17 protein-coding genes are annotated in these 20,410 nt (G+C 65.5%); 5 read left to right on the top strand and 12 right to left on the bottom strand.

Annotated features, from left to right (window positions below):
- Positions 1 to 287 precede the first annotated feature (287 nt).
- The gene (locus tag ACNA0R_RS09815; RefSeq protein ID WP_415825794.1) at positions 288 to 1,064 is read left to right on the top strand and encodes a helix-turn-helix transcriptional regulator; all 777 of its coding nucleotides are present in this window, start codon (positions 288 to 290) and stop codon (positions 1,062 to 1,064) included.
- Between the two features lie 255 nt (positions 1,065 to 1,319).
- Complete coding sequence (locus tag ACNA0R_RS09810) at positions 1,320 to 2,012, top strand: helix-turn-helix transcriptional regulator (protein ID WP_415825793.1); 693 nt, start codon at positions 1,320 to 1,322, stop codon at positions 2,010 to 2,012.
- A 129-nt stretch (positions 2,013 to 2,141) separates the two neighbouring features.
- Here the strand turns inward: ACNA0R_RS09810 and ACNA0R_RS09805 are convergent, their stop codons facing one another.
- The 12 genes from ACNA0R_RS09805 to ACNA0R_RS09750 form a co-directional block, all read right to left on the bottom strand.
- Positions 2,142 to 3,404: a glycosyltransferase WbuB gene (locus ACNA0R_RS09805; protein WP_415825792.1), complete on the bottom strand. Its 1,263-nt coding sequence runs from the start codon at positions 3,402 to 3,404 to the stop codon at positions 2,142 to 2,144.
- The gene (locus tag ACNA0R_RS09800) at positions 3,401 to 3,961 is read right to left on the bottom strand and encodes a putative colanic acid biosynthesis acetyltransferase (RefSeq protein ID WP_415825791.1); all 561 of its coding nucleotides are present in this window, start codon (positions 3,959 to 3,961) and stop codon (positions 3,401 to 3,403) included. The genes ACNA0R_RS09805 and ACNA0R_RS09800 overlap by 4 nt, the downstream gene beginning before the upstream one ends.
- 15 nt (positions 3,962 to 3,976) lie before the next feature.
- The gene (locus ACNA0R_RS09795) at positions 3,977 to 4,870 is read right to left on the bottom strand and encodes a glycosyltransferase family 2 protein (RefSeq protein ID WP_415825790.1); all 894 of its coding nucleotides are present in this window, start codon (positions 4,868 to 4,870) and stop codon (positions 3,977 to 3,979) included.
- Complete coding sequence (locus ACNA0R_RS09790) at positions 4,867 to 6,021, bottom strand: glycosyltransferase (RefSeq protein ID WP_415825789.1); 1,155 nt, start codon at positions 6,019 to 6,021, stop codon at positions 4,867 to 4,869. The genes ACNA0R_RS09795 and ACNA0R_RS09790 overlap by 4 nt, the downstream gene beginning before the upstream one ends.
- A complete protein-coding gene (locus tag ACNA0R_RS09785) occupies positions 6,014 to 7,372 on the bottom strand; it encodes an O-antigen ligase family protein (protein WP_415825788.1) in 1,359 nt (452 codons plus the stop codon). Before ACNA0R_RS09785 ends, ACNA0R_RS09790 begins: the two co-directional genes overlap by 8 nt.
- A 9-nt stretch (positions 7,373 to 7,381) precedes the next feature.
- Positions 7,382 to 8,287 carry a glycosyltransferase family 2 protein gene (locus ACNA0R_RS09780; protein WP_415825787.1) on the bottom strand — a complete coding sequence of 302 codons (906 nt, stop codon included), beginning with the start codon at positions 8,285 to 8,287 and terminating at the stop codon, positions 7,382 to 7,384.
- A gap of 26 nt (positions 8,288 to 8,313) precedes the next feature.
- The gene (locus ACNA0R_RS09775; RefSeq protein ID WP_415825786.1) at positions 8,314 to 9,645 is read right to left on the bottom strand and encodes a lipopolysaccharide biosynthesis protein; all 1,332 of its coding nucleotides are present in this window, start codon (positions 9,643 to 9,645) and stop codon (positions 8,314 to 8,316) included.
- A 56-nt stretch (positions 9,646 to 9,701) separates the two neighbouring features.
- Positions 9,702 to 10,655 carry a GDP-L-fucose synthase gene (fcl, locus tag ACNA0R_RS09770; RefSeq protein WP_415825785.1) on the bottom strand — a complete coding sequence of 318 codons (954 nt, stop codon included), beginning with the start codon at positions 10,653 to 10,655 and terminating at the stop codon, positions 9,702 to 9,704.
- A 4-nt stretch (positions 10,656 to 10,659) separates the two neighbouring features.
- A complete protein-coding gene (gmd, locus tag ACNA0R_RS09765) occupies positions 10,660 to 11,772 on the bottom strand; it encodes a GDP-mannose 4,6-dehydratase (RefSeq protein WP_415825784.1) in 1,113 nt (370 codons plus the stop codon).
- Positions 11,773 to 11,921: 149 nt separating this feature from the next.
- Positions 11,922 to 13,349, bottom strand: coding sequence for a mannose-1-phosphate guanylyltransferase/mannose-6-phosphate isomerase (locus tag ACNA0R_RS09760; protein WP_415825783.1), 1,428 nt, complete (start codon positions 13,347 to 13,349; stop codon positions 11,922 to 11,924).
- On the bottom strand, positions 13,346 to 13,849 hold the full coding sequence (locus tag ACNA0R_RS09755; protein WP_415825782.1) for a GDP-mannose mannosyl hydrolase: 504 nt from the start codon (positions 13,847 to 13,849) through the stop codon (positions 13,346 to 13,348). The genes ACNA0R_RS09760 and ACNA0R_RS09755 overlap by 4 nt, the downstream gene beginning before the upstream one ends.
- Complete coding sequence (locus ACNA0R_RS09750) at positions 13,839 to 15,245, bottom strand: undecaprenyl-phosphate glucose phosphotransferase (protein ID WP_415825781.1); 1,407 nt, start codon at positions 15,243 to 15,245, stop codon at positions 13,839 to 13,841. The genes ACNA0R_RS09755 and ACNA0R_RS09750 overlap by 11 nt, the downstream gene beginning before the upstream one ends.
- A gap of 241 nt (positions 15,246 to 15,486) precedes the next feature.
- Between ACNA0R_RS09750 and ACNA0R_RS09745 the strand changes: the two genes are divergently transcribed.
- From ACNA0R_RS09745 to ACNA0R_RS09735, 3 genes are all read left to right on the top strand, one after another.
- Positions 15,487 to 16,626 (top strand): polysaccharide biosynthesis/export family protein, encoded by a 1,140-nt coding sequence (locus ACNA0R_RS09745; RefSeq protein ID WP_415826062.1) that lies wholly within the window; start codon positions 15,487 to 15,489, stop codon positions 16,624 to 16,626.
- 93 nt (positions 16,627 to 16,719) lie between these two features.
- The gene (locus tag ACNA0R_RS09740) at positions 16,720 to 18,978 is read left to right on the top strand and encodes a polysaccharide biosynthesis tyrosine autokinase (RefSeq protein WP_415825780.1); all 2,259 of its coding nucleotides are present in this window, start codon (positions 16,720 to 16,722) and stop codon (positions 18,976 to 18,978) included.
- Positions 18,979 to 18,993: 15 nt separating this feature from the next.
- Positions 18,994 to 20,406: a phosphomannomutase/phosphoglucomutase gene (locus ACNA0R_RS09735; RefSeq protein ID WP_415825779.1), complete on the top strand. Its 1,413-nt coding sequence runs from the start codon at positions 18,994 to 18,996 to the stop codon at positions 20,404 to 20,406.
- The last annotated feature ends 4 nt before the right edge of the window (positions 20,407 to 20,410 follow it).

Genomic DNA, 20,410 nt, shown 5'->3' with positions numbered 1-20,410 from the left:
GAAAAAATCAGGAAGGGGTAGTGGGGGAGCATCCGGTTGATACTAACGGATGACTTCGCTTCCTGTCGGTTTATGTCCATTGGACAAGCTTGATTTTGAAGCGGCCTAACCATAACATGGTGCGTCATCCTAACGATGACTACTCAAGTTTCGGTCGGTTCGCCAACATCTCGTCCAAGTGGTCGGCAGGCACACCGAACAATAAAATTAGCCGCCGTGTGTTTGCGCTACGTACCATTCACTGCTGCATCTCTTGTTGCATCTAATGATGTCTTATGGGGAAAGCTATGTCGAAAATGGTCTTGATCGAGGCTCATCCACTCTTGCGGTTGGGCCTGCGTCAAATTCTGGGCAAGGTTGAGGGCGTGTGGGAAATCGTCGGATTGGATCTGGCGAATTTGGACGAAGCCGCCGAGCAGAACCGCGGTGCCGAATTGCTTATCTTCGGCCTGCCGATTGAAACCGAAACGGGCTGGCAAGCGCTGGCCGATGTGCGTCGGGTGTTGGCGCCCAAGCGCATCCTCCTGCTGGTGGACAACATGCCTATGCAGGCGCTGTCCCGTCTACCGGAAGGAAGTATCCACGGTTGCCTCATGAAGACGGCCTCGATCGAGGTGCTTGAAGCAGCCATACGGCTGGTGATGGCGGGCGGGCAATGCTTTCCCAGCGGCCAGATGGGGCAGGCGCCGGCGAACGCCGACGCGCCCGTGGCGGCGCCCATGCAGCATGCCTCCGCGAGCGCTTCCATGCTGATGGCGAATGACGGCGATCATGGCAATGGCCAGAAGGCCATGCCGATCACGGCCGGCGCGCAATTGCTGAAGATCACGCCGCGGCAATACGAAGTCCTGGTGCTGCTGTCGCGCGGCTATCCGATCAAAACGGTAAGCCGCATGCTCAATATCTCCGTGGCGACGGCGAAGACCCATGCCTGCACGCTGTACCAGCGGCTGCAGGTAAAAAACAAAGGGGAGGCGGTATATACGGCCTTGCAACGTGGCGCCACGCTGGATTGGGATGCCGGTGGCGCCAATGGATCCAGCTATGAGCGCAACCGGCTCTAGCACGGCAGGATCGCCGCCAGGCAAGTCGGCAATCGAAGCAAGCCTTCCGACGCGAGTCGGGGCTTGCTTTTTTGCTTCGGGACGACGGTCAAGGTAGACGCACCCGTCCCCATACGTCTGCCGTCATCCGCACGGCCGAGATGCACGGGGACGCGCCGCTGATACGATGGCGCAGGCAGTTCCCTAGCAGGCCGCGATCGATCCGATCCCGTGCATGGCTGGGACGCTCAGCACATCGTGAGAGGCTCCCGGCGAATGACTACCGTCCTGATCGAGGAATATGCCATTCTGCGCATTGCCATCCAACACATACTGGAAACGGCACGCAGTCCTGAAAGCGTCATGGCAATGGCGCCCATGAAATTGAACGAGTTATCGCTGTCCGCCGTCAGACCGGTCGAGCTGCTGGTGTTGGGCGTTACGGGGATGACTGAAAACGATCTGCATATGATGGCCGCCGCGATGACGCTGCTGGCGCCGCGCCATACCCTGGTGCTGCACGATACGCTGGATCCGCGCTTCATGCTGGAGGCCGCGCGCGCGGGAGTCTGCGGGCTGCTGCCGAAATCGTCGACGCCCGAGGCGATTACCGCGGCCGTGCATCTGGTGCTCGCGGGCGGGCAGTGTTTTCCGCGCACCATCGTTGAAGCGACGCAGGCGACGCCGCATGTGCCGGGGCGCGGGCACGCGGCCATACGGATGCTGACGCCGCGCCAGGAGGAAATACTTCGCCTGCTGGCCAAGGGCCGCACGATGCGCGAAATAAGCCGCGAGATCGGCATATCCGTGGCTACCGTGAAAAGCCACGCGCGCACCTTGTATTGGAAGCTCAATGCGCGCAATCAGGCCGAGGCGGCTTATATCGCCGTGCAGGAAGGGCTATTGCGCGACGAGCCCGCGGCGCCGGCGTCGGGCAATCACGAGAATGGCGAAGCGCCGTCTGGGTAGAGGCGGCGGCGCGCGCCGCGTCGCGCGTTTATCCGGCATGACACGCATTCGGGAATCCGAACGCCAGGGCAATTCGCTGCCCGCCAGGGCCGGAAGGCCGGCGGGCAGCAGAGCCACGGGGGCGAGGCTTTATTGGTTGCGGTCGAAGGTCTTGGCCACCGCCGCCGTACGCTCGCCGAGCAGCGCCATGAGTTGCTGTTCCAGACGATCCAGAACCGTGTCCGTATGCAGCTGGGTCTGCGCATACTCCAGCGCGGCCCGGCCCAGTGCCGCGCGCCTGGCGGGCGACGCGGCAAGACGCAGCACCGCGCGTGCCATGGCGGGCGCATTCTCGGGCTGCACGATGATGCCGCATCGCGAGACCACATGGGCGAGCTCGGTGCCGGCCGCCGTGCCGCAAATGACGGGCTTGCCGCTGGCCAGCATGCCGGTCAGCTTGGACGGCATGACCAGGTCGGCGGCCCCGGCGCGCTGGGGCAGCAGATGCATGTCCGCGGTCGCAAGCAGGGCAGCGAGCCGTTCCGCCGGCTGCAGCGGCAGGAAATGGACGTTCGGCAGTCCGGCGCAGCGCCGCTGCAGATCCTCGCGCTGGTGCCCTTCGCCGCAGAAGATGAAATGGATGTCGCTCCGGCGCCGCAGTATGCGAGCCAGGTCGGCCAGGGTTTCGAGCCCTTGCTTGCCGCCCATGTTGCCCGAGTAGACGGCCACCACGTCGTCGCGGCCGATGCCCAGCAGCGCGCGATAGTCGTAGGCGTCGCGGCCGTCGCGCGCCGCGGCGACATCGATCCAGTTGGGAAACAGCACCAGGCGCGCTTCGTCGACGCCCTTGCGGCGCGCCAATGCCAGCATGCGCGTGGAGATGGTCGACACGCGGTCGAAGCGGCGCATGAGCCAGCGTTCCATGCCGGCGACGAGCCGCTTCAATGCGCGTCCCTTGAGCAGGCCCAGTTCGAAGGCCGCATCGACCTCGTAGTCCTGTATGTGCAGCCATGCGCGCGCGCCGCACAGGCGGGCCATGGCGGCGGCGGCGGGCGCGCAGAAGAGCGGGGGCTCGACGACGAGGATGACGTCGGGACGGCGCGCGGCGCAGGCCAGCAGCAGCGGCAGGCTGGACAACGCGAAGGTGGCGAGATGCAGCAGCCGTTTTATGCCGCCCGGCTTGGGCGGTACCCACAGCGGCGCGCGCAGCACCTTGACGCCTTGACTGACCTGCGTCGCGTAGCGGCCGGCCCGATAGCCGGGTTGCACCTTCCACTGCGGGTAGTAAGGCGGCGCGGTGATCGCGGTCACCTCGTGCCCGCGCGCCGCCAGCCAGGCGGCCATTTCGCCGGTGTACTTGCCGGTGCCGGTCAGTTCGGGCGCGAAGTTGATGCCGTACAGAACGATTTTCATGGGAGGGTCCGCACCCGCGGACGTACCGGGCGGCAAGGCGTGCCGTGGCAGACCATGTCGGACGGCATGTCCTTGAAGACGGAGCTGCGCGCACCCACCACCGCATTGCGATGGATGGTCACGCCCGGCGCGATGAAGACGTCCGTCGCGATCCAGGCGCCGTCCTCGATGACGATGGGTTTTCCGCGGATGGGGAACTCGGGCAGGGCGGCGTCGTGATCGCCGGCGCACAGATAGCCGCGCTGCGACACGACAGCATGATTGCCGATATCGATATCGGCCAGGCTGTATAGCACCACGTCGTCGCCGATCCATGAGTAGTCGCCGATGCGCACCTTCCAGGGATAGGTGATTTTGGCGCTGGCGCGCACCAGCACCTTCTGTCCCACCCGCGCGCCGAACAGGCGCAGCAGGAAGCGGCGGAAGCCGTAGGCGAACTGGGGCGAATAGCGGAATGCGGTGCTCTGCACCATCCACCACAGCTGCACGTACAGAGCGTTCCTGCCGCGGAAGCCAGCCGGCATCTGGAATTGGTTGAGTCTCTGGAAAGTATCCACGGCCGGCTCCTTCTTTCAGTGGGTGCCGCCACGCAGGGCGTCTGCTTCCGCGTCGGCGGCGGGTGAGGCGGCGGCCATCGCCGCGCGCAGCTCGCGCGACTTGATGCCGATCTGCCAGTAGTACATGGAGCGCGCCACCGCATAGTCCAGCCCGGCCTTGCCGTCCAGGAAGCCCAGGCGCAGGATGTAGCAGTGCACGAAGGCGGTGGCGGCCTTGAAAGGCATCGCCGCGAAGATCCGCTTCATGATCGAACGCATGCCGATGTTGGCCTCGCGCGGGTCGTTCAACAGGCCCTTGACCCGCAGGTTCGCTTCCCAGTCGGAATACTTGTTGTGCTTGTCAAAGTAGTGATAAAGGCCATCATGGTCGTGGTGCGCCATCCGGCCCTTGAGCAGGAATACCGGTCCACTGACCTGCGGCTGGTAGTGGCCTTCGACTTCCCACATATTGGCTACGTCCAGATCGTTGTAGTCCAGGAAGCGCGAGCGCGCGCGGGACAGCAGGATCAGCTTGTAGACGCGATGGCCGTAGTTCAGCTGCTTGCCGCAGAAGACATAGTTGAAGCCGACGAATGCGCCGCCCGCGCCCTGGGCGAAGCGCGGCAGGCATGCGTTGATCTCGCGCGCCAGTTCGGGGCTCATGACCTCGTCGGCGTCGACGTACAGTACGACGTCATGCTTGAAGGGCAGGTTGTCCAGGCACCATTGCTTCTTCTTGGGGTAGCGCTGGTTCCATTGGAACTGCACCACATGGGCCCCCAGGCCGGCGGCGATATCCACGGTGCGGTCGGTGCTGTGGGAATCGACCACGAAGACTTCGTCGAAATCGGCCAGCGCCCTCAGGCACTTCTCGATGTTCCGCTCCTCGTTCTTGGTCATGACGATGACGGATACCGGTACGCGGGTCATGTGCGTGCTCCTACGCGGTCCAGGCCCTGTTTGCGCAGCAGGGGCTGGAAAAGGTCCGCCACATTGCGGCAATGGCGTTCCAGGGAAAAGTCCGCGGCCCGCTGGGGACCGAGGTCGGAAAGATGTTCGCGGCGCGAGCGGTCGGCGGCCAGCGACTGGATGGCCTGGGCCACGGCGGCGGCGTCGCCGACCGGGACGAGTTCGCCGAACTTGCCGTCTTCGAGGATCTCCGCGGGTCCCGAGGGACAGTCGGTCGCCACCACCGGGACCCCCAGGCACAGCGCCTCCACCAGCACGATGCCGAAGCTTTCGCGCTCGGAACACGACAGAAAGATGTCCGCGCTGGCCAGCATCGGAAAAGGATTGTCGACATGGCCGATCAGCCTGACCGGACTGCCGGGCTGGCGCGCGGCGATCTGGGCCTCGAATTCCGCCCGCTGCGGGCCTTCGCCGATGACCGTGAAGACGACGTCCGGATCGTTCAGCCGGCAGGCGGCGTCGATCAGGGTCTGGAAGCCCTTGGTGCTGACCAGGCGGCCGACGGATACCACGTGCAGCTTGCCGTCGTCCGGCAACGCCTGGCCGGGGGCGCGCGCCTGCGCGCGCACCTCTTCCAGCGGGATGCCGTTGTAGATATGCCGGCACTTGTCCCGCAGCGACGGCACCATGGCGACCAGGTCGCGCACCACGCCGCGCGATACGCCCACCACTTCGTCATGCGCGCCGTAGCAGATGCGCAGCAGCGTGCGCTTGAGCGCGCCCAGGCTGGTGGAGCGATAGTGCGCCGACGGGCTGTTGTGCTCGAAGGCGACCGTGCGGAAGGTGGCCGGCATCAGCAGGCGCGCGGTGGCCACCAGGATGTTGCAGATCAAGCCGTGCGAACACACCACGGCCGGTTGTTCACGGCGGATCGTCGACATCAGCTTGAACAGGCTCCAGGGCGCGGACAGATACATCGCGCGGTTGCCGAGCTTGCGGGCGACGCCGCGCGTGACGCGGGCTTTGCTGGGCGTGAACTCATGCTCGATTTCGCGCATGCAGAACAAGGAAGTGCTGAGCCCGTGCTTGGGCAGTTCTTCCAGCATGAAATGGACGCATCGGCCCACGCCACCGCGATGCAGGTCCGGAACAACGAATAGGATATCAACCATGGTGCGGCAACCTCGGGTAGGCGGTTTCTCCGGGCGACTGCCCGGTTACGGTCGGACGCGGGTCGCGCCGGGGCGGCCACGCGGGCGGAACAGGCCGTACCGGCGCCACTGGCCCCGCCACGGTGGCCCCGAAAGGCGCCGGTGGCGGCTGGTAGTTGCGCAACAGGGATAGGCAGTAGGTCAACAGGAAACCGGTCAGGGCGGTCTTGGGCGCGTAGGCCAGGCCGCCGGAAAGGGAGTCGATGAAGATGTAGATGGGCACGCAGGCGATCAGGTAGCGGCGATGCATGTCCAGGCCGACGTTGCCGTTGCGGCGTAGCAGGGAGATCAGCAACAGCAGCAATGGCGGTCCCATGATGACGATGGTGCCGACCAGCCCGAACTTCATCAGGTAGAAGGCCCAGGAGTTGTGCGCGAAGGTGCCCAGCTCGAAGCCGTCCTCGCCCATGACCCAGAAGCGGTAGCCCGCGCCATGGCCGAAGAAGGGTTTTTCGCGGAACTGGCCCATCTGGCCTTCGTACTCCTGCACCCGCGCGCCATAGCTGGAATCGTCGTCCAGCGCTTCGACCGTCAGCACGCGGTCGGCCAGCACGTCCAGATAGCCGATGGCGTAGAACACCAGCAGCCCCGCGATGATGGCCGGCGCGAAGATCATCGTGACGCGCTTGAAGGCGCCCACCTTGCCGCCCAGCACCACGGCGATGCCCACGGTAATCGCCAGCTGCAGGTACTGGCTGCGGTTCAGCGAGAACACCAGCGCCATGAACATGAACATGATCATGAAATACGCCGTGCGCGACTTCAGGCCCAGTACTTCGCGGAAATACAGGATGGACGTGATGGCCATCGGGATGCCCCAGATGCCCAGGTTCACGTCGCGGACCGGGTCGACCGTGCTGAAGCCGATCGCCACCTTGACGATCATCTGCGCCGCCACGGCCATGCCCGCCGCCACGATGGCCCATTGCAGCTTGCGGTACGCCCGCGGGCCGTCGATGTCCTTGTAGCAAAGGTAGGGCGTGATCAGGAAATAGACGACGATGCGCATGTCGCGCAAGGTATCGCTCAGTTCGATGCCCGGGGGCGGCGGCGCCATGTAGATCAGGTAGCCCCATGCCAGCAGGTTCAGCGTCATCAGCGCGGTGATGGGCGCGGAAGGCAGGCGGTAGGCATCGGGATCCGCCAGCCGGAAGAACTTGACCGCCAGGATGGCGACGAAGATCAGGTCGAAGAACGACAGCTTGAACCCGCCTACCGCGATCACCAGCGCCTCGTTGCTCATCGCAAGCGAGGTGAACAGGAAGGCGCAGAGCAGCGGGACGGTCGAATAATGCCGTTGGACGTGGCGCATGGCGGGCCCCTAGTGCGCGTTCCAGTCGTCGCGACCGGCTACTTTGTGCAGCAGCTTGTCGAACAGATAATCCAGGTCGCCCTGTCGCGCATGCGCCGCCACCTTGGCGGCGCGGCAGGACAGGCCGAACAGCGGGCCGATACCGCGTTCGGTGGCGCGGATATCGCCGATGATCTGCTCGCGTTCGCGTTCCAGCACGTCCTGCAGCAGCGCGGTCTTGGTTTCCTCATGGGCCGTATAGACGCCCATGGCGGATGGCACGATCACATTCGGGCCGTCGTGCAGCAGGCGGCTCCACAGTTCCAGGTCCATGCAGTAGCGCATTTCCTCTTTCAGCAGGCCATGCCGTTCCAGGCAGTCGCGGCGGAACAGCGCCACCTGGTTGGGAATGGACGCCCTTATCACCGTGAGCTTGGAGCGCGTCAGCGGGATGTAGTAGACCTGCCGGAAGATGCGGTTGTCGGCGTCGGCGATGTATAGATGGCCGTTGACGATGGGCGGGCGGCGCTTGGCGGCGGCGCGGCCCAGCTTGACCAGGGCGCCGGCGCAATACAGGTCGTCGGAGTTCTGCCAGCCGACATAGTCGCCGGTCGCCATGGCGAAGCCCTTGTTGATGGCATGCGACTGGCCGCGGTCCTTCTTGCTTTCCCAGTAGGTCAGGTAGGGTTCGTACTTGCGGATGATGTCCACGCTGCCGTCGGTTGAGCCGCCGTCCATGATGATGTACTCCAGGTTCGGATAGCCCTGGTTCAGCACCGACAGAATGGTGCGCTCCAGGAAGCGGGCCTGGTTGTACGACGGCGTGACGACGGTGATCTTCGGCAGGCTGTCGGCGTCCGGCGGCGGCGGCGGGATCCGCAGCCGGCTGACGAAGTCGACCAGGTCCCGGGTGGATTTCAAATGGCGCTTGCGCATCAAAGACCTCAGCATGGGCGTGAAACTTATCGTGTTGCGGTTGTGACGGGCCGTCCGGCGTGGGCGACCAGGGGCGGCGGCCGCGACTGGCGCAACGCCAGGTAGATGCCGTACAGCGTCGTCACCGAATAGGCGATGCGGGCCCAGCCCGCGGCGCTTTCGCCCACCGGCGCCACCAGCATGAACAGCACGCAGACCATGCTCAGGCCGGCGAGTCCGTTCAGCACGGCCACCGCGCGGCTATTGCCCATGCCCAGCAGCGAAAAATGCGCCACGACATTCAGCGACAGCAGGCCCGCGGCGACGATCAGCAGGCGGAAGGTCGTCAGGTGGCCGGGCGTGTAGGCATGGCCCAGCATCAGGGAAAGCACGGGCGCGCTGATCGCCAGCGCGAACGCGGTGCCGAGGAAAGACAGCGTCAGGTTGACGGCCATCAGCCGGCGTACCTCGCGGTACACGGCCCGCACGCCGTCGGCGCCGGCGGCCAGGTGGCTGATGCGCGGCATGGTCTTCTGGAATACCGCCACGGACGCGGTATGGATCATCTGGCCGATCTGGGCGCCCACGGTGTAGATCGCCAGCGTCGCGGGACCCAGCAGCGACCCCACCAGGATGCGGTCCACCGAGCCGAAGGCCACCGCGCTCAGGCTGTTCAGCCAGGACCAGCGCGAGAAGCGGAAGGCCGCGCCCATGGCGTCGCGATCCATCAGCGGACGCACCACGTAGTGGCCTTCGCGGCGGGCGAACAGGTGCATCTTGATCAGGCCGGTGGCCAGCAAACCGCCCGCCTGCGTCATCGCGGCCAGCGTGGGGGACTGCGTCAGGAGAGCCGCCGTGCAGGTGACGGTATAGGCGGCGAAGCGGCCGCCGACTTCGCACAGGGCGGTGGTGGCGAAGGCCTCGCGTCCTTTCAGGCAGCCGGTGAACAGCTGGTCGAACTGCTGGCTCAGGTAAACGATCATCGCCGGCAGCGCCAGGGTCGAGACCGCGATGCCGCCGAAGGTGGCGCGCGGCCACAGCCAGGACACGCCGCCCCAGGCCAGCAGGGCGATCGCCATCACGAAGACCAGGGCGCAGCCCACCAGGGCAAAGCTGACGCCGGCGCCGCGCATGGCGCCGCCGGGCTCGTGCAGCCGTTCGGATACCAGCTTGGTCCCGGTGACGGCCGCGCCCAGGTTGGCCACGTTGCCGAAGCCGGCCAGCGCCATGATCATGGCGAACTGGCCGAATCCCACCGTGCCGAGCTGGCGCAGCAGGATGGGCGTGGCCGCCAGCGCGATCAGCGGCCCCAGGCCATATTCCATCAGCCCCCAGAACGATGCATTTCCGGAGATGTATTTCCTGACGAGCACACGCATGAGCGCGATTCCCCTACGTCGGTTGTCGGTTGCGCGAGCCCTGGTGCCGGGCCTGCCTAGGCAAGCGGTAGCGCCTGCCGCGGGGCGTGGCGCAGATAGTCGTGATAGGTCGATTCGATGCCTTGGCGCAGGCCCATTTCCGCGCGCCAGCCCAGGCCATGGATACGGCTGACGTCCAGCAGCTTGCGCGGCGTGCCGTCGGGCTTGCTGGTGTCGTAGACCAGCTCGCCGTGATAGCCCACCACCTGCGCCACCATGGCGGCCAGTTCCGCGATCGATACGTCGGTGCCGACGCCGATGTTGTAGACGCCCTGCGCGCTGTCGGATTCGGCCAGCGTGACGCAGGCGCGCGCCAGGTCGTCCACGTGCAGGAACTCGCGGCGCGGCTGCCCGGTCCCCCAGATCGTGACGGTGGGCGAGCCTTGTTCACGCGCTTCATGGAATTTGCGGATCAGCGCCGGCAGTACGTGGCTGCTTTCCAGGTCGTAGTTGTCGTTCGGACCATACAGGTTGGTCGGCATGGCGCACAGATAGCGTGCGCCGTACTGGCGGTTGTAGGCCTCGCACAGCTTCAACCCGGCGATCTTGGCGATGGCATAGGGCTCGTTGGTCGGCTCCAGCGGTCCGGTCAGCAGCACCTCCTCGGTCATGGGCTGCGGCGCCAGCTTGGGATAGATGCAGGACGACCCCAGGAACAGCAGCCGCTCGACGCCCGCCGCGTGCGCCGCGTGGATGACATTGCATTCCATCATCAGGTTGCGGTACAGGAAGTCCACCGGATAGTCCCGGTTGGCCAGGATGCCGCCCACCTTGGCCGCCGCCAGGTAGACCGTATCCACCTTCTGCGTGCAGAAGAAGCGATTGACCTGGTTCTGGTTCTCCAGGTCCAGCTCGCCGTGCGTGCGCGTGATGATGTTGCGATAGCCGCGCTGGCGCAGTTCGCGCTCGATGGCCGAGCCGACCATGCCGCGATGGCCGGCAACGAAGATATGCTGATCCAGGTCCGCCATGGTGCTACTCCTTGTAGGCGTACACTTCGTAGCCGTTCTGCTCGACCAGGGCGTCGCGCTGGGCTTCCTTCAGGTCGCTGGCGATCATTTCCTTGACCAGGCCCTCGAAGCTCGTGCGCGGCGTCCAGCCCAGCTTCTCGCGGGCCTTGGTCGGGTCGCCCAGCAGGGTTTCCACTTCGGTGGGGCGGAAGTAGCGCGGGTCGACCCGCACGATGACCTGGCCGGGCTTGACGGCGTCATAGGCCGGGCTCAGCAGCACCGTGGCGGTCTCGTTCACGCCTTCGCCTTCCCAGGCCAGCAGCAAGCCCAGTTCGCGCGCGGCGATGTTGATGAAATCGCGCACGCTGTACTGCATGCCGGTGGCGATGACGAAGTCTTCCGGCTTGTCCTGCTGCAGCATCAGCCATTGCATTTCGACGTAGTCGCGCGCATGGCCCCAGTCGCGCAGGGCGGACAGGTTGCCCAGGTACAGGCAGTCTTCCAGGCCCAGGGCGATGCGGGCCAGCGCACGGGTGATCTTGCGCGTGACGAAGGTTTCCCCGCGGCGCGGCGACTCGTGGTTGAACAGGATGCCGTTGCAGGCGTACATGCCGTAGGCTTCGCGGTAGTTCACGCAGATCCAGTAGGCGTACAGCTTGGCGACCGCATAGGGGCTGCGCGGGTAGAAGGGCGTGGTTTCCTTCTGCGGCACTTCCTGCACCATCCCGTACAGCTCCGAAGTCGAGGCCTGGTACAGGCGGGTGCGGTCTTCCATCTTCAGGATGCGCATGGCTTCCAGCAGGCGCAGCGTGCCCAGGCCGTCGGCGTTGGCGGTGTATTCCGGCTCTTCGAACGACACGCCCACATGGCTCTGGGCGGCCAGGTTGTAGATTTCATCCGGCTGCACGGCCTGGACGATGCGGATCAGGCTGCAGGCGTCGGTCATGTCGCCGTGGTGCAGCACGAAGTTGCGCGGGCTGGTGTGCGGATCCTGGTACAGATGGTCGATACGGGCGGTATTGAACAAGGAGGCGCGGCGCTTGATGCCGTGCACCTCATAGCCCTTGTCCAGCAGGAATTCGGCGAGATAGGCGCCGTCCTGGCCGGTAATTCCCGTAATCAATGCCCGTTTTGGCATGGCTGTGTCCTTAAGGCTGAGAGGTCCAAGAAGGTTACTGAGGTCGTGCTAGCCGGGGTATCGGCCGGAAGGTGTAATGACCGGCCGGGAGGGCCGGCCACACGGAGTAGGGCGCGGGAGCCGGATGCCCGGCCTCCCGCCGGCGCGCTTCATACGCGCCCGTACATGTCCTCGAAACGCACGATGTCGTCCTCGCCCAGGTAGGCGCCGGATTGCACTTCGATCAGCTCCAGCGGGATCTTGCCGGGGTTCTCCAGGCAGTGGACCTCGCCCAGCGGGATGTAGGTGGACTGGTTTTCCGTCAACAGGAAGGTACGGTCGCCGTTGTGGATGCGCGCCGTGCCCGACACCACTACCCAGTGTTCCGCGCGGTGATGATGCATTTGCGACGACAGGCGCGCGCCCGGCTTCACCGTGATGCGCTTGATCTGGTAGCGCGGGCCCTGGCCTATGGAGTCGTAGGAACCCCATGGGCGCTTGACCTCCCGGTGATGCGTCATTTCATGCCGATGCTGGGCGCGGAAGCTTTCCACCACGCGCTTGACGTCCTGGGTGTGGTCCTTGTGCACCACCAGGACGGCATCGGCGGTCTCGATGACGACGATGTTGTCCAGGCCGATGGTGGCGACCAGGCGGTTGGTCGAATGGACCAGGCAGTTGCGCGAGTCCTCGATTACCACATCGCCCGCGGTGGAGTTGCCGTCCGCGCACTTGTTGGTGGCGATGTCCCACACCGCGTCCCAGGCGCCGACGTCGCTCCAGCCGGCATCCAGGGGAACGGCGACCGCGCTATCGGTGCGTTCCATGACCGCGTAGTCGATGGAATCGCTGGGGCAGGCGGCAAAGGCGTCGGCGTCCAGGCGGAAAGCGGCGTCGTCGCCGGTGCCGTCGCGTACCGCGGCGCGGACGGCTTCCAGCATGGCCGGCGCGTACCGTTCGAGTTCCTGGACGAAGACGGAAGCGCGGAAGGCGAACATGCCGCTGTTCCAGAAGTAGCCGCCATCACGTAGGAACTGCTGGGCGCGCTCGGCGTCGGGCTTCTCGACGAAGGCTTCGACGCGGCGCCAGGCGGTGTCGGCGGGCTCGGTGCGCAGATAGCCGTAGCCGGTCAGCGGCGCGGTGGGGCGCACCCCGAAGGTGACCAGCGCGCCGTTGCCGGCGGCTTCATGAGCCACGCGGAAGGCCGTGCGCAGCGCCTCGCCTTCTTCCATGACGTGGTCGGAGGGCACCACCAGCATGACCGGATCGTCGCCGTCGCGCATGGCGCGCAGCGCGGCGGCGGCGATGGCGGGCGCCGTATTGCGCGCGCACGGTTCCAGCAGCAGCTCGGGCTGGATGCCCTCCAGCTCCTGCAACTGCTCCGCCGCGATGAAACGATGCGCGTCGTTGCATACCAGCAGCGGGCGGGTGGCGTCGGCGTTCTTCGCCAGGCGCATCACGGTGTTCTGCAACAGGCTGCGTTCCCCCGTCAAACGGATGAACTGCTTCGGCAGCAGCTCACGGGAAAGCGGCCACAGCCGCGAGCCGGATCCGCCGCAGAGGATGACGGGGCGAAACTCGGGATAGGGTCCAGTCATGGATGTTGCTCCGTGAAGTAGGCCTTCGTATAGGGATGCACGTCCGCGTCGCGCGCGGCATCCTCGGGGGTGTCCCAGCGGTAGCCCAGGTGCTGGGCCGCGGGCAGGGCCGCGGCCAGGGGACCGGGCGGCAGTTGCGCGTGGTACGCCAGCACCACGTAATGCGTCGGCATGCCGGACTCGCCGGCGAAGTTGACGTCGTAGAAGTGTTCGTAGACGCCGCGCAGGCGCCAGCTGGCGGGCGGCAGCTTCATGCCCAATTCTTCATCGGCCAGGCGATCCAGGGCTTGCGCCAGGGCTTCGCCCTTGCGGATGCGGCCGCCCGGTACGAACCAGTGCCCCCGGGCCGGCGGGTTGCCGCGCAGGCCCAGCAGGTAGCGGCCCCGCGCATCGCGCAGCAACAGGTCGATGGAAACCAGCGGCAGCATGTCCACCGCCTCGCGAAAGCGCTCGGCGCTGAGACGGCCGGCGCCGGTTGAAGCGTGCCGCTCAGTAGACATTTTTTCCGGTCCAGCCCGACACGGCGGTCTTGGCGATGATGCGCAGGTCCATCAGGAAGGTCCAGTTCTGGATGTAGTACAGGTCGAACTCGACGCGGCTGCGCATCTTGTGCACGGTGTCGGTCTGGCCGCGATAGCCGTTCACCTGCGCCCAGCCGGTGATCCCGGGCTTGACGCGATGGCGCATCATGTAGCTCGCCACGACGTCCTTGTATTGCTCGTTGTGCTCCAGGGCGTGCGGACGCGGCCCTACCACCGACATTTCGCCGCGCAGCACATTGATGAACTGCGGCAGCTCGTCCAGGCTGGTACGGCGCAGGAAAGCGCCGATGGGCGTGACCCGCGCGTCGTTGCGCGTGGCCTGCGTCACCGTGCCGTGTTCCTGGTGCACGGTCATGCTGCGGAACTTGTAGACCTGGAACACCCTGCCGTCCACGCCCAGCCGCTTTTGCGTGAACAGCACCGGGCCGCGCGAGGTCAGCTTGATCAATAGCGCGATCGACAGCAGCACCGGCGACAGCCCCAGCAGCACGAAGAAGGCGAAGACGCGGTCGAACACTTCCTTGGCCATGCCGCGGATGCCGGCCGCCGGCAGGCTATTCAGTTCTATCGCGGGCACGCCCAGGAATTCGTCGACGCGATGCCCCAGCAGCCGCACCGACATAACGTCGGGAATCCAGCGCACGTCGATGGGATCGTGGCGCAGGTGATAGATGGCTTCGCGCACCAGCTGGCTGGATTCCACCGGCAAGGCGATCCATACCTCGCGCACTTCGTGCTCGCGTATGAACGGCGACAGTTCGTTCAGCGCATTCAGGCGATGGGCGCGCGACGGCAGTTGTTCCTTGGTGTTGACGTAGATGCCGGCGATCTCATAGCCGCTGCTGCGCGCGGCGGCGGCGCGGCGCCACAGGTCATGGCCCAGCGTGCCGAAGCCGATCATTACGACGCGCTTGCGGTCCAGGCCGCGATCGCGCGCCTCGCGCAGTATGCCGTGTACCGCCAGGCGCAGGCCTATCAGCCCCGCCGCCGTACCGACGTACCAGGTCAAGGCCCACAGCCGCGAGATCGCGCCGACCTGGTGATTCAGGAAGCTGATCAGAATGCCCAGCGCGAACACGGTGGTCCATGCGGCGAAGCTGCGCGCCGATAGATCGAACAGGCTGCGGCCGCGCCAGGAGGTGTACAGGCGAAAGGCCGGAAAGATCGCGATGGTGCCGAAGCTGCAGAGATACACCAGCATCGCATGTATGGGCGCGACGTCGAGACCTTGACGCGCGTCCAGCCACGTCGTCGCGATCAATCCCACCGCCGCGACGACGGCGGCATCGGTCAAGCGAAACAGCAGGCTGGTATCGGCAAGCCTGCCCGATACGTTCACCGACGAAGTGTCCATGATGTGCTCCCAGGCGATTCGGTCGGCGCGCCTCGCGGGTTGCGCGGCGCCGCAATAAGGCGACCGAAAAATCATAGGGAGCGCTCATCCAGGTCGAAACGTCCAAAGGGCTTATGCGAGGTATTAGGCCATCAGCCCAATGTGCGGCACCGCGGAAATCGCGTGCAATGTCGCAACCCGTTACGCGGCCGTAGTACCGCGAAACAGTAGGCCTAGAAAGGTCTTTAACCGTGGAAAGCCAATGAATACGATCCTTCGCACGCTTTGCCGGGGCGGCCTTATCGTCGCTCTTGTTTCGTTGTTGGGCGCCTGCGCATTCGCGCCGGGCATGCGCTACAAGGCGGATTTCCTTGTTGATCCCAACGATCCCAATTCGCGTGTAGCGGTGAAGGACATCACGCCGACGCTGGCGATGGAACAGACGCAGGCGCGCGAGCAACCTGTCGGCGATAACGTTCGTAAACTTATCGGCACGCCCAAGCCCTATGTTATCGGTCCGGGCGACATTCTTTCTATCGTGGTCTGGGACCATCCCGAACTAGTGCTTCCGACGCAGACCTACAGCATCGGCACTGGACCTACCGAACTCACCTTTGGGGACACCGGCGCCGGCATTCCGGGCTATCCCGTGTCATCGGATGGCTACATTCAGTTCCCATACGTAGGCCTTGTGAAGGTAGCCGGGCTGACTGAGTCGCAAGTCCGCAGCGGCTTGATACGTGGATCGGCCAACTTTATTCAGGATCCTCAAATCACGGTGCGCGTGCTAGGTTATCGCAGCAAACGCGTATTCGTTGAAGGCGAGGTAAAGACCCCCGGTCCGCTGCCGATCACCGATGTGCCCATGACGCTGCCGCAGGCCATCAACACGGCGGGCGGCGTCCTGCCCACCGCCGATCGCAGCCGCGTCTATGTGACGCGCGATGGCCAGACGACGCGTGTGGATCTGCCGGCGCTGCAGCAGGCGGGTATCGATCCCACGTCCATCCTGCTGCAGTCCAACGACATTGTCCGCGTCGTTCCGCGCGACGAGAACAAGGTCTATGTGATGGGAGAAGTAGTGCAGCCGCTGGCGCTGACCATGCGTGACGGCGTGCTGACGCTGGGCGATGCACTGGGCGAAACCGGCGGCCCCAGCCAGCTGACCAGCGAACCCGCGGATATCTATGTTGTCCGGTCCATGCCCAATGCCACACCGGAGGTGTTCCGTTTGAACAGCGCATCGCCCCAGGCCATGGCGGTGGCCCAGAAGTTCCCGCTGCAATCGAAGGACGTGGTGTTTGTCGATGCAGGCAACCTGGTGCGGTGGAATCGCTTTATCTCGCTCTTGTTCCCCAGCGCGCAGACGGTCCAGACGGTGGACGCCGTCCGCAGGCAGTAACCCTTCCGCACGCGGCCCGCACGGCATGACGTTGCGGGCCCCCGTGTGCCGGCCTCGGCCGGCGCGATGTTTCTTCCTATTAGCGAGTCGACAATGAAGCAGCCTCCTCTCCAGCTGGAATACGCCAACACCGGCGGCGCGGCCCCCGACACTCCGATGATGTCGTACGTGGACGTACTGCTGGCGAACCGTTTCCTGATCATCGTCCTGACCGTGATCGCCGCCCTGATCGGCGTGGCGTACTACATGATCAAGCCGCCCGTGTATCAGTCGGACATCGCGGTGCAGGTGGAAGAGGAGCTGCCCAGCGGACAACGCACCAGCACGCTCAGCGATGTGTCGTCGATCTTCGACATCAAGCAGGCCGCATCGGGCGAAATGGAAATCCTGCGTTCGCGCATGGTGGTGGGCCATGCCGTGGACTATTACCAGCTCTACGTGCACGCCACGCCGGACTACTTTCCGGTGATCGGCCGCTGGCTGGCCAAGCGGCACGAGAGCTTCGCGCTGCCCGCGTCGATCACCGACGCGATCCCCGGCGGCTGGGCATGGGGAGGCGAGCGCATACAGGTCAATCGCATCGATGTGCCGGACGACCTGATCGGCAAGAAGCTGCGCGTGGTCGCGCTCGGCGGCGGCGCGTATGAACTGGTGGATCCGGTGCACGATCGCCGCTTCGAAGGCCGTGTCGGCCAGCTGGAGCGCTTCGAAGTGCCTGGCGGCGCCATCGAAATGCAGATCGACACGCTGCAGGCCCGTCCGGAAACCAGCTTTACGGTCGTGCGCGATTCGCGCCTGGAAGCAATCGAGTCGCTGCAGGCCCGCATGGGCATCTTCGAGCGCGGCCGCCAGTCCAACGTCATAGGCGTCAACCTGACCGGCCAGGATCCCGTGCTGACCGCGGCGGTGCTGAACGAGATCGGCCAGGAATACGTGCGGCAGAACACCAACCGCAAGACCGCGCAGGCGGAGAAATCGCTGGCCTTCCTGGACCAGCAGCTGCCGGTGTTGAAGAAACAGCTGGAAGACTCCGAGACCCGTTACAACGCTTTGCGTAACTCGCGCGGCACCATCGACCTGACGGAAGAGGGCAAGCTGGTGCTGGGCCAGTCGGTGCAGACGCAGAACCGCATCTTCGAATTGAAGGCGCAGCGCCAGGAACTGATCACGCGCTTCGCGCCGTCGCATCCCAGCATCACCGCGATCGATCGGCAGATCGCCTCGCTGACCGGCGACATGAACAAGCTGAACAGCAAGATCCGCGAACTGCCCGACCTGGAGCAGGATGTGGTGCGGCTGACGCGCGACGTCAAGGTCAACACCGATCTGTACACCGGCCTGCTGGCCAACGCCCAACAGTTGCGCATGATCCGCGCCGGCAAGGTCGGCAACGTGCGCGTGGTGGATACGGCGGTCGCGGCGGAGCGTCCGCTCAGCCCGAAAGCGCCCATCGTCATCGGCGTGGCGGCGCTGGCCGGCCTGATCCTGGGCGTGGTCGTGGCCTTCCTGCGCAACGCGCTGTTCGGCGGCCTGACGGATCCGGACGAGATCGAACGCTATACCGGCCTGCCGGTGCTGGCGACGGTGCCCTATAGCGATCTGCAGGATCGCCTGTGGCGCCGCGCCCGCCGCAAGAACACGCGCATTCCCGCGCTGCTGGCGCAGAGCAACGGCAGCACGCCGCCCATCGAGAGCCTGCGCAGCTTCCGCACCGTGCTGCAGGTGGCGATGCGCGATTCGTCCAACAACATCGTCGTCTTCACCGGGCCGCTGGCCGGCGTGGGCAAGTCCTTCCTGTCCGCCAATTTCGCCTTCATCCAGGCCGCGGTGGGCAAGCGGGTACTGCTGATCGACGCCGACTTCCGCCGCGGCACCTTGAACCGGTATTTCGCGACCTCCGCGGAAAACGGCTTGTTCGAAGTGCTGGCCGGCACGGTACCGCTGGAGGCCGTCACCAAGCGGAACATCATGAACGGCGTGGACTTCATTTCCACCGGCCGCGTTACCTTCGATCCGTCCGAACTGCTGGCCTCCGAGGCCTTCGGCGAGTGCCTGCATGCGCTGGCCGCCGATTACGACATCGTCATCGTCGATACCGCGCCGGTGCTGTCGTCGTCGGATGCCGCCGTGGTCGGCGCCCATGCGGCGGCCGTTATGTTGGTGGTGCGTTCCGGCATGAATACGGTGGGCGAGATCCGCGAGACCAACAAACGCCTGCAGCAGGCCGGCGCGCCCGTGGCCGGCGTGGTCTTCAACGGCTTGAAACTGCAGTCGGAAGGCTGGGGCTACCGGTCCAAGTACGGCCCGTATCGCTACTCGCGTGCGTCGTACTACGGCGAGAACCAGCCCTAGCCCATCGGAGACGTCATGGATTCACTGGGTCTTCCGGAGATGCCCGGATTCCCGCCGCACGTCTTCCGTTCCGATGACATACGTGGCCGCGTCGGCCAGGAAATCGACGCCCGCTTCGCACACGCCCTCGGCCTGGCCGTGGGACGGTGCGCGGCGGAGCTCGACCGGCGCGCGGTGGTGGTCGGCAAGGATGCGCGGCTGAGCAGTGTCGAGTTGGGCGCCGCCTTGCAAGCGGGCGTGCGGGAGTCGGGCATGGCGGTGATCGATATCGGCATGGCCGCGACGCCGCTGACCTGGTTCGCGGCGCGCCTGACCGATACGGCGGCGGCGGTGTCGGTCACGGGTGGCCAGGATGACGATGCCTACAACGGCTTCAAGATCGTGCTGGACGGGGAAGTCCTGGGACAAGCGGCGCTGCAGGCCCTGCGCGGGCGCATGCATGCGCAGCCGGTGCAATCGGCGCGCTCGGCGCGTTCCGGCGGCCGCGCCAAGATCAATACGGCGCAGTGCTACATCGCACGGGTCGCCAGCGACGTCCGCCTGGAACGCTCGATGAAAGTGGCCCTGGACTGCACGCGCGGATCGGCGGGCAGCCTGGTCTCCGACTTGTTGCTCGAGCTGGGCTGCGAGGTCGCCGAGATCGCCGGCGATATGACGGGCGCCTATCCGGATGACATACGGCATCGCGGCGACGACCGTTATCTGGCCGACCTGGCGGCGGCCCTGCGCTATGGCGATTGCGAGCTCGGCTTGTCCATCGCCGGCGACGGCGATCGCTTGACAGTGATCAGCAAATCCGGCGCATGCATCAGCTCGGATCGCCTGCTCATCCTGTTCGCGCGCGACATTTTGAACGGGACGCACGGCGGCGCGGTCGTGCATGACGTGAAGAGCAGCCGCAATGTCGCGCGCGAGATCCGCGCGCTGGGCGGCATGGCGGTGGTCAGCCGTGGCGGCGATATGCACATCGGCGCACGAATGCGCGAGACCGGCGCGCTGCTGGCCGGCGAAACCGGCGGCGGCATCCGTTTCAAGGATCGCTGGTACGGCTACAGCGACGGCACCTACGCGGCCGCGCGCCTGCTGGAGCTGCTGTCCCGCGATGACGATGCATCGGCCGTACTGGATGCGCTGCCGCAGTCCTGCGCGACGCCGGAGCTGCGCCTGGACACCGCGGACGGTGAACAGTACCGGCTGATCGAAGCGCTGCGGGCCAACGGCCGCTTCATGGGCGCCCGCGAGATCCTGCACCTGGACGGCGTGCGCGTCGAGTACGAGGACGGCTTTGGCCTGGCGCGCCCGGCGAGCGCGCAACCCGCGGTGATGCTGCGCTTCGAGGGCGACAACGGCATCGCGCTGTCGCGCATCCAGGAGGACTTCCGGCGCCAGCTGCTTAGCGTGGCACCAGGCTTGCGGCTGCCCTTTTAACGAA

Source organism: Bordetella sputigena (assembly GCF_965137885.1).
GTDB lineage: Bacteria > Pseudomonadota > Gammaproteobacteria > Burkholderiales > Burkholderiaceae_B > Bordetella_C > Bordetella_C sputigena.
This window is presented reverse-complemented; position numbering and strand designations above follow the sequence as displayed.

Bases quoted from the DNA above. Each gene is read 5' to 3' on its own strand.
- ACNA0R_RS09735 (WP_415825779.1), top strand. From the start codon at position 18,994: ATGGATTCACTGGGTCTTCCGGAGATGCCCGGATTCCCGCCGCACGTC.
- ACNA0R_RS09745 (WP_415826062.1), top strand. From the start codon at position 15,487: ATGAATACGATCCTTCGCACGCTTTGCCGGGGCGGCCTTATCGTCGCT.
- ACNA0R_RS09775 (WP_415825786.1), bottom strand. From the start codon at position 9,645: ATGCGTGTGCTCGTCAGGAAATACATCTCCGGAAATGCATCGTTCTGG.
- ACNA0R_RS09790 (WP_415825789.1), bottom strand. From the start codon at position 6,021: ATGGTTGATATCCTATTCGTTGTTCCGGACCTGCATCGCGGTGGCGTG.
- ACNA0R_RS09780 (WP_415825787.1), bottom strand. From the start codon at position 8,287: ATGCGCAAGCGCCATTTGAAATCCACCCGGGACCTGGTCGACTTCGTC.
- ACNA0R_RS09795 (WP_415825790.1), bottom strand. From the start codon at position 4,870: ATGACCCGCGTACCGGTATCCGTCATCGTCATGACCAAGAACGAGGAG.
- ACNA0R_RS09755 (WP_415825782.1), bottom strand. From the start codon at position 13,849: ATGTCTACTGAGCGGCACGCTTCAACCGGCGCCGGCCGTCTCAGCGCC.
- gmd (WP_415825784.1), bottom strand. From the start codon at position 11,772: ATGCCAAAACGGGCATTGATTACGGGAATTACCGGCCAGGACGGCGCC.
- fcl (WP_415825785.1), bottom strand. From the start codon at position 10,655: ATGGCGGACCTGGATCAGCATATCTTCGTTGCCGGCCATCGCGGCATG.
- ACNA0R_RS09760 (WP_415825783.1), bottom strand. From the start codon at position 13,349: ATGACTGGACCCTATCCCGAGTTTCGCCCCGTCATCCTCTGCGGCGGA.
- ACNA0R_RS09805 (WP_415825792.1), bottom strand. From the start codon at position 3,404: ATGAAAATCGTTCTGTACGGCATCAACTTCGCGCCCGAACTGACCGGC.
- ACNA0R_RS09810 (WP_415825793.1), top strand. From the start codon at position 1,320: ATGACTACCGTCCTGATCGAGGAATATGCCATTCTGCGCATTGCCATC.
- ACNA0R_RS09785 (WP_415825788.1), bottom strand. From the start codon at position 7,372: ATGCGCCACGTCCAACGGCATTATTCGACCGTCCCGCTGCTCTGCGCC.
- ACNA0R_RS09740 (WP_415825780.1), top strand. From the start codon at position 16,720: ATGAAGCAGCCTCCTCTCCAGCTGGAATACGCCAACACCGGCGGCGCG.
- ACNA0R_RS09750 (WP_415825781.1), bottom strand. From the start codon at position 15,245: ATGGACACTTCGTCGGTGAACGTATCGGGCAGGCTTGCCGATACCAGC.
- ACNA0R_RS09815 (WP_415825794.1), top strand. From the start codon at position 288: ATGTCGAAAATGGTCTTGATCGAGGCTCATCCACTCTTGCGGTTGGGC.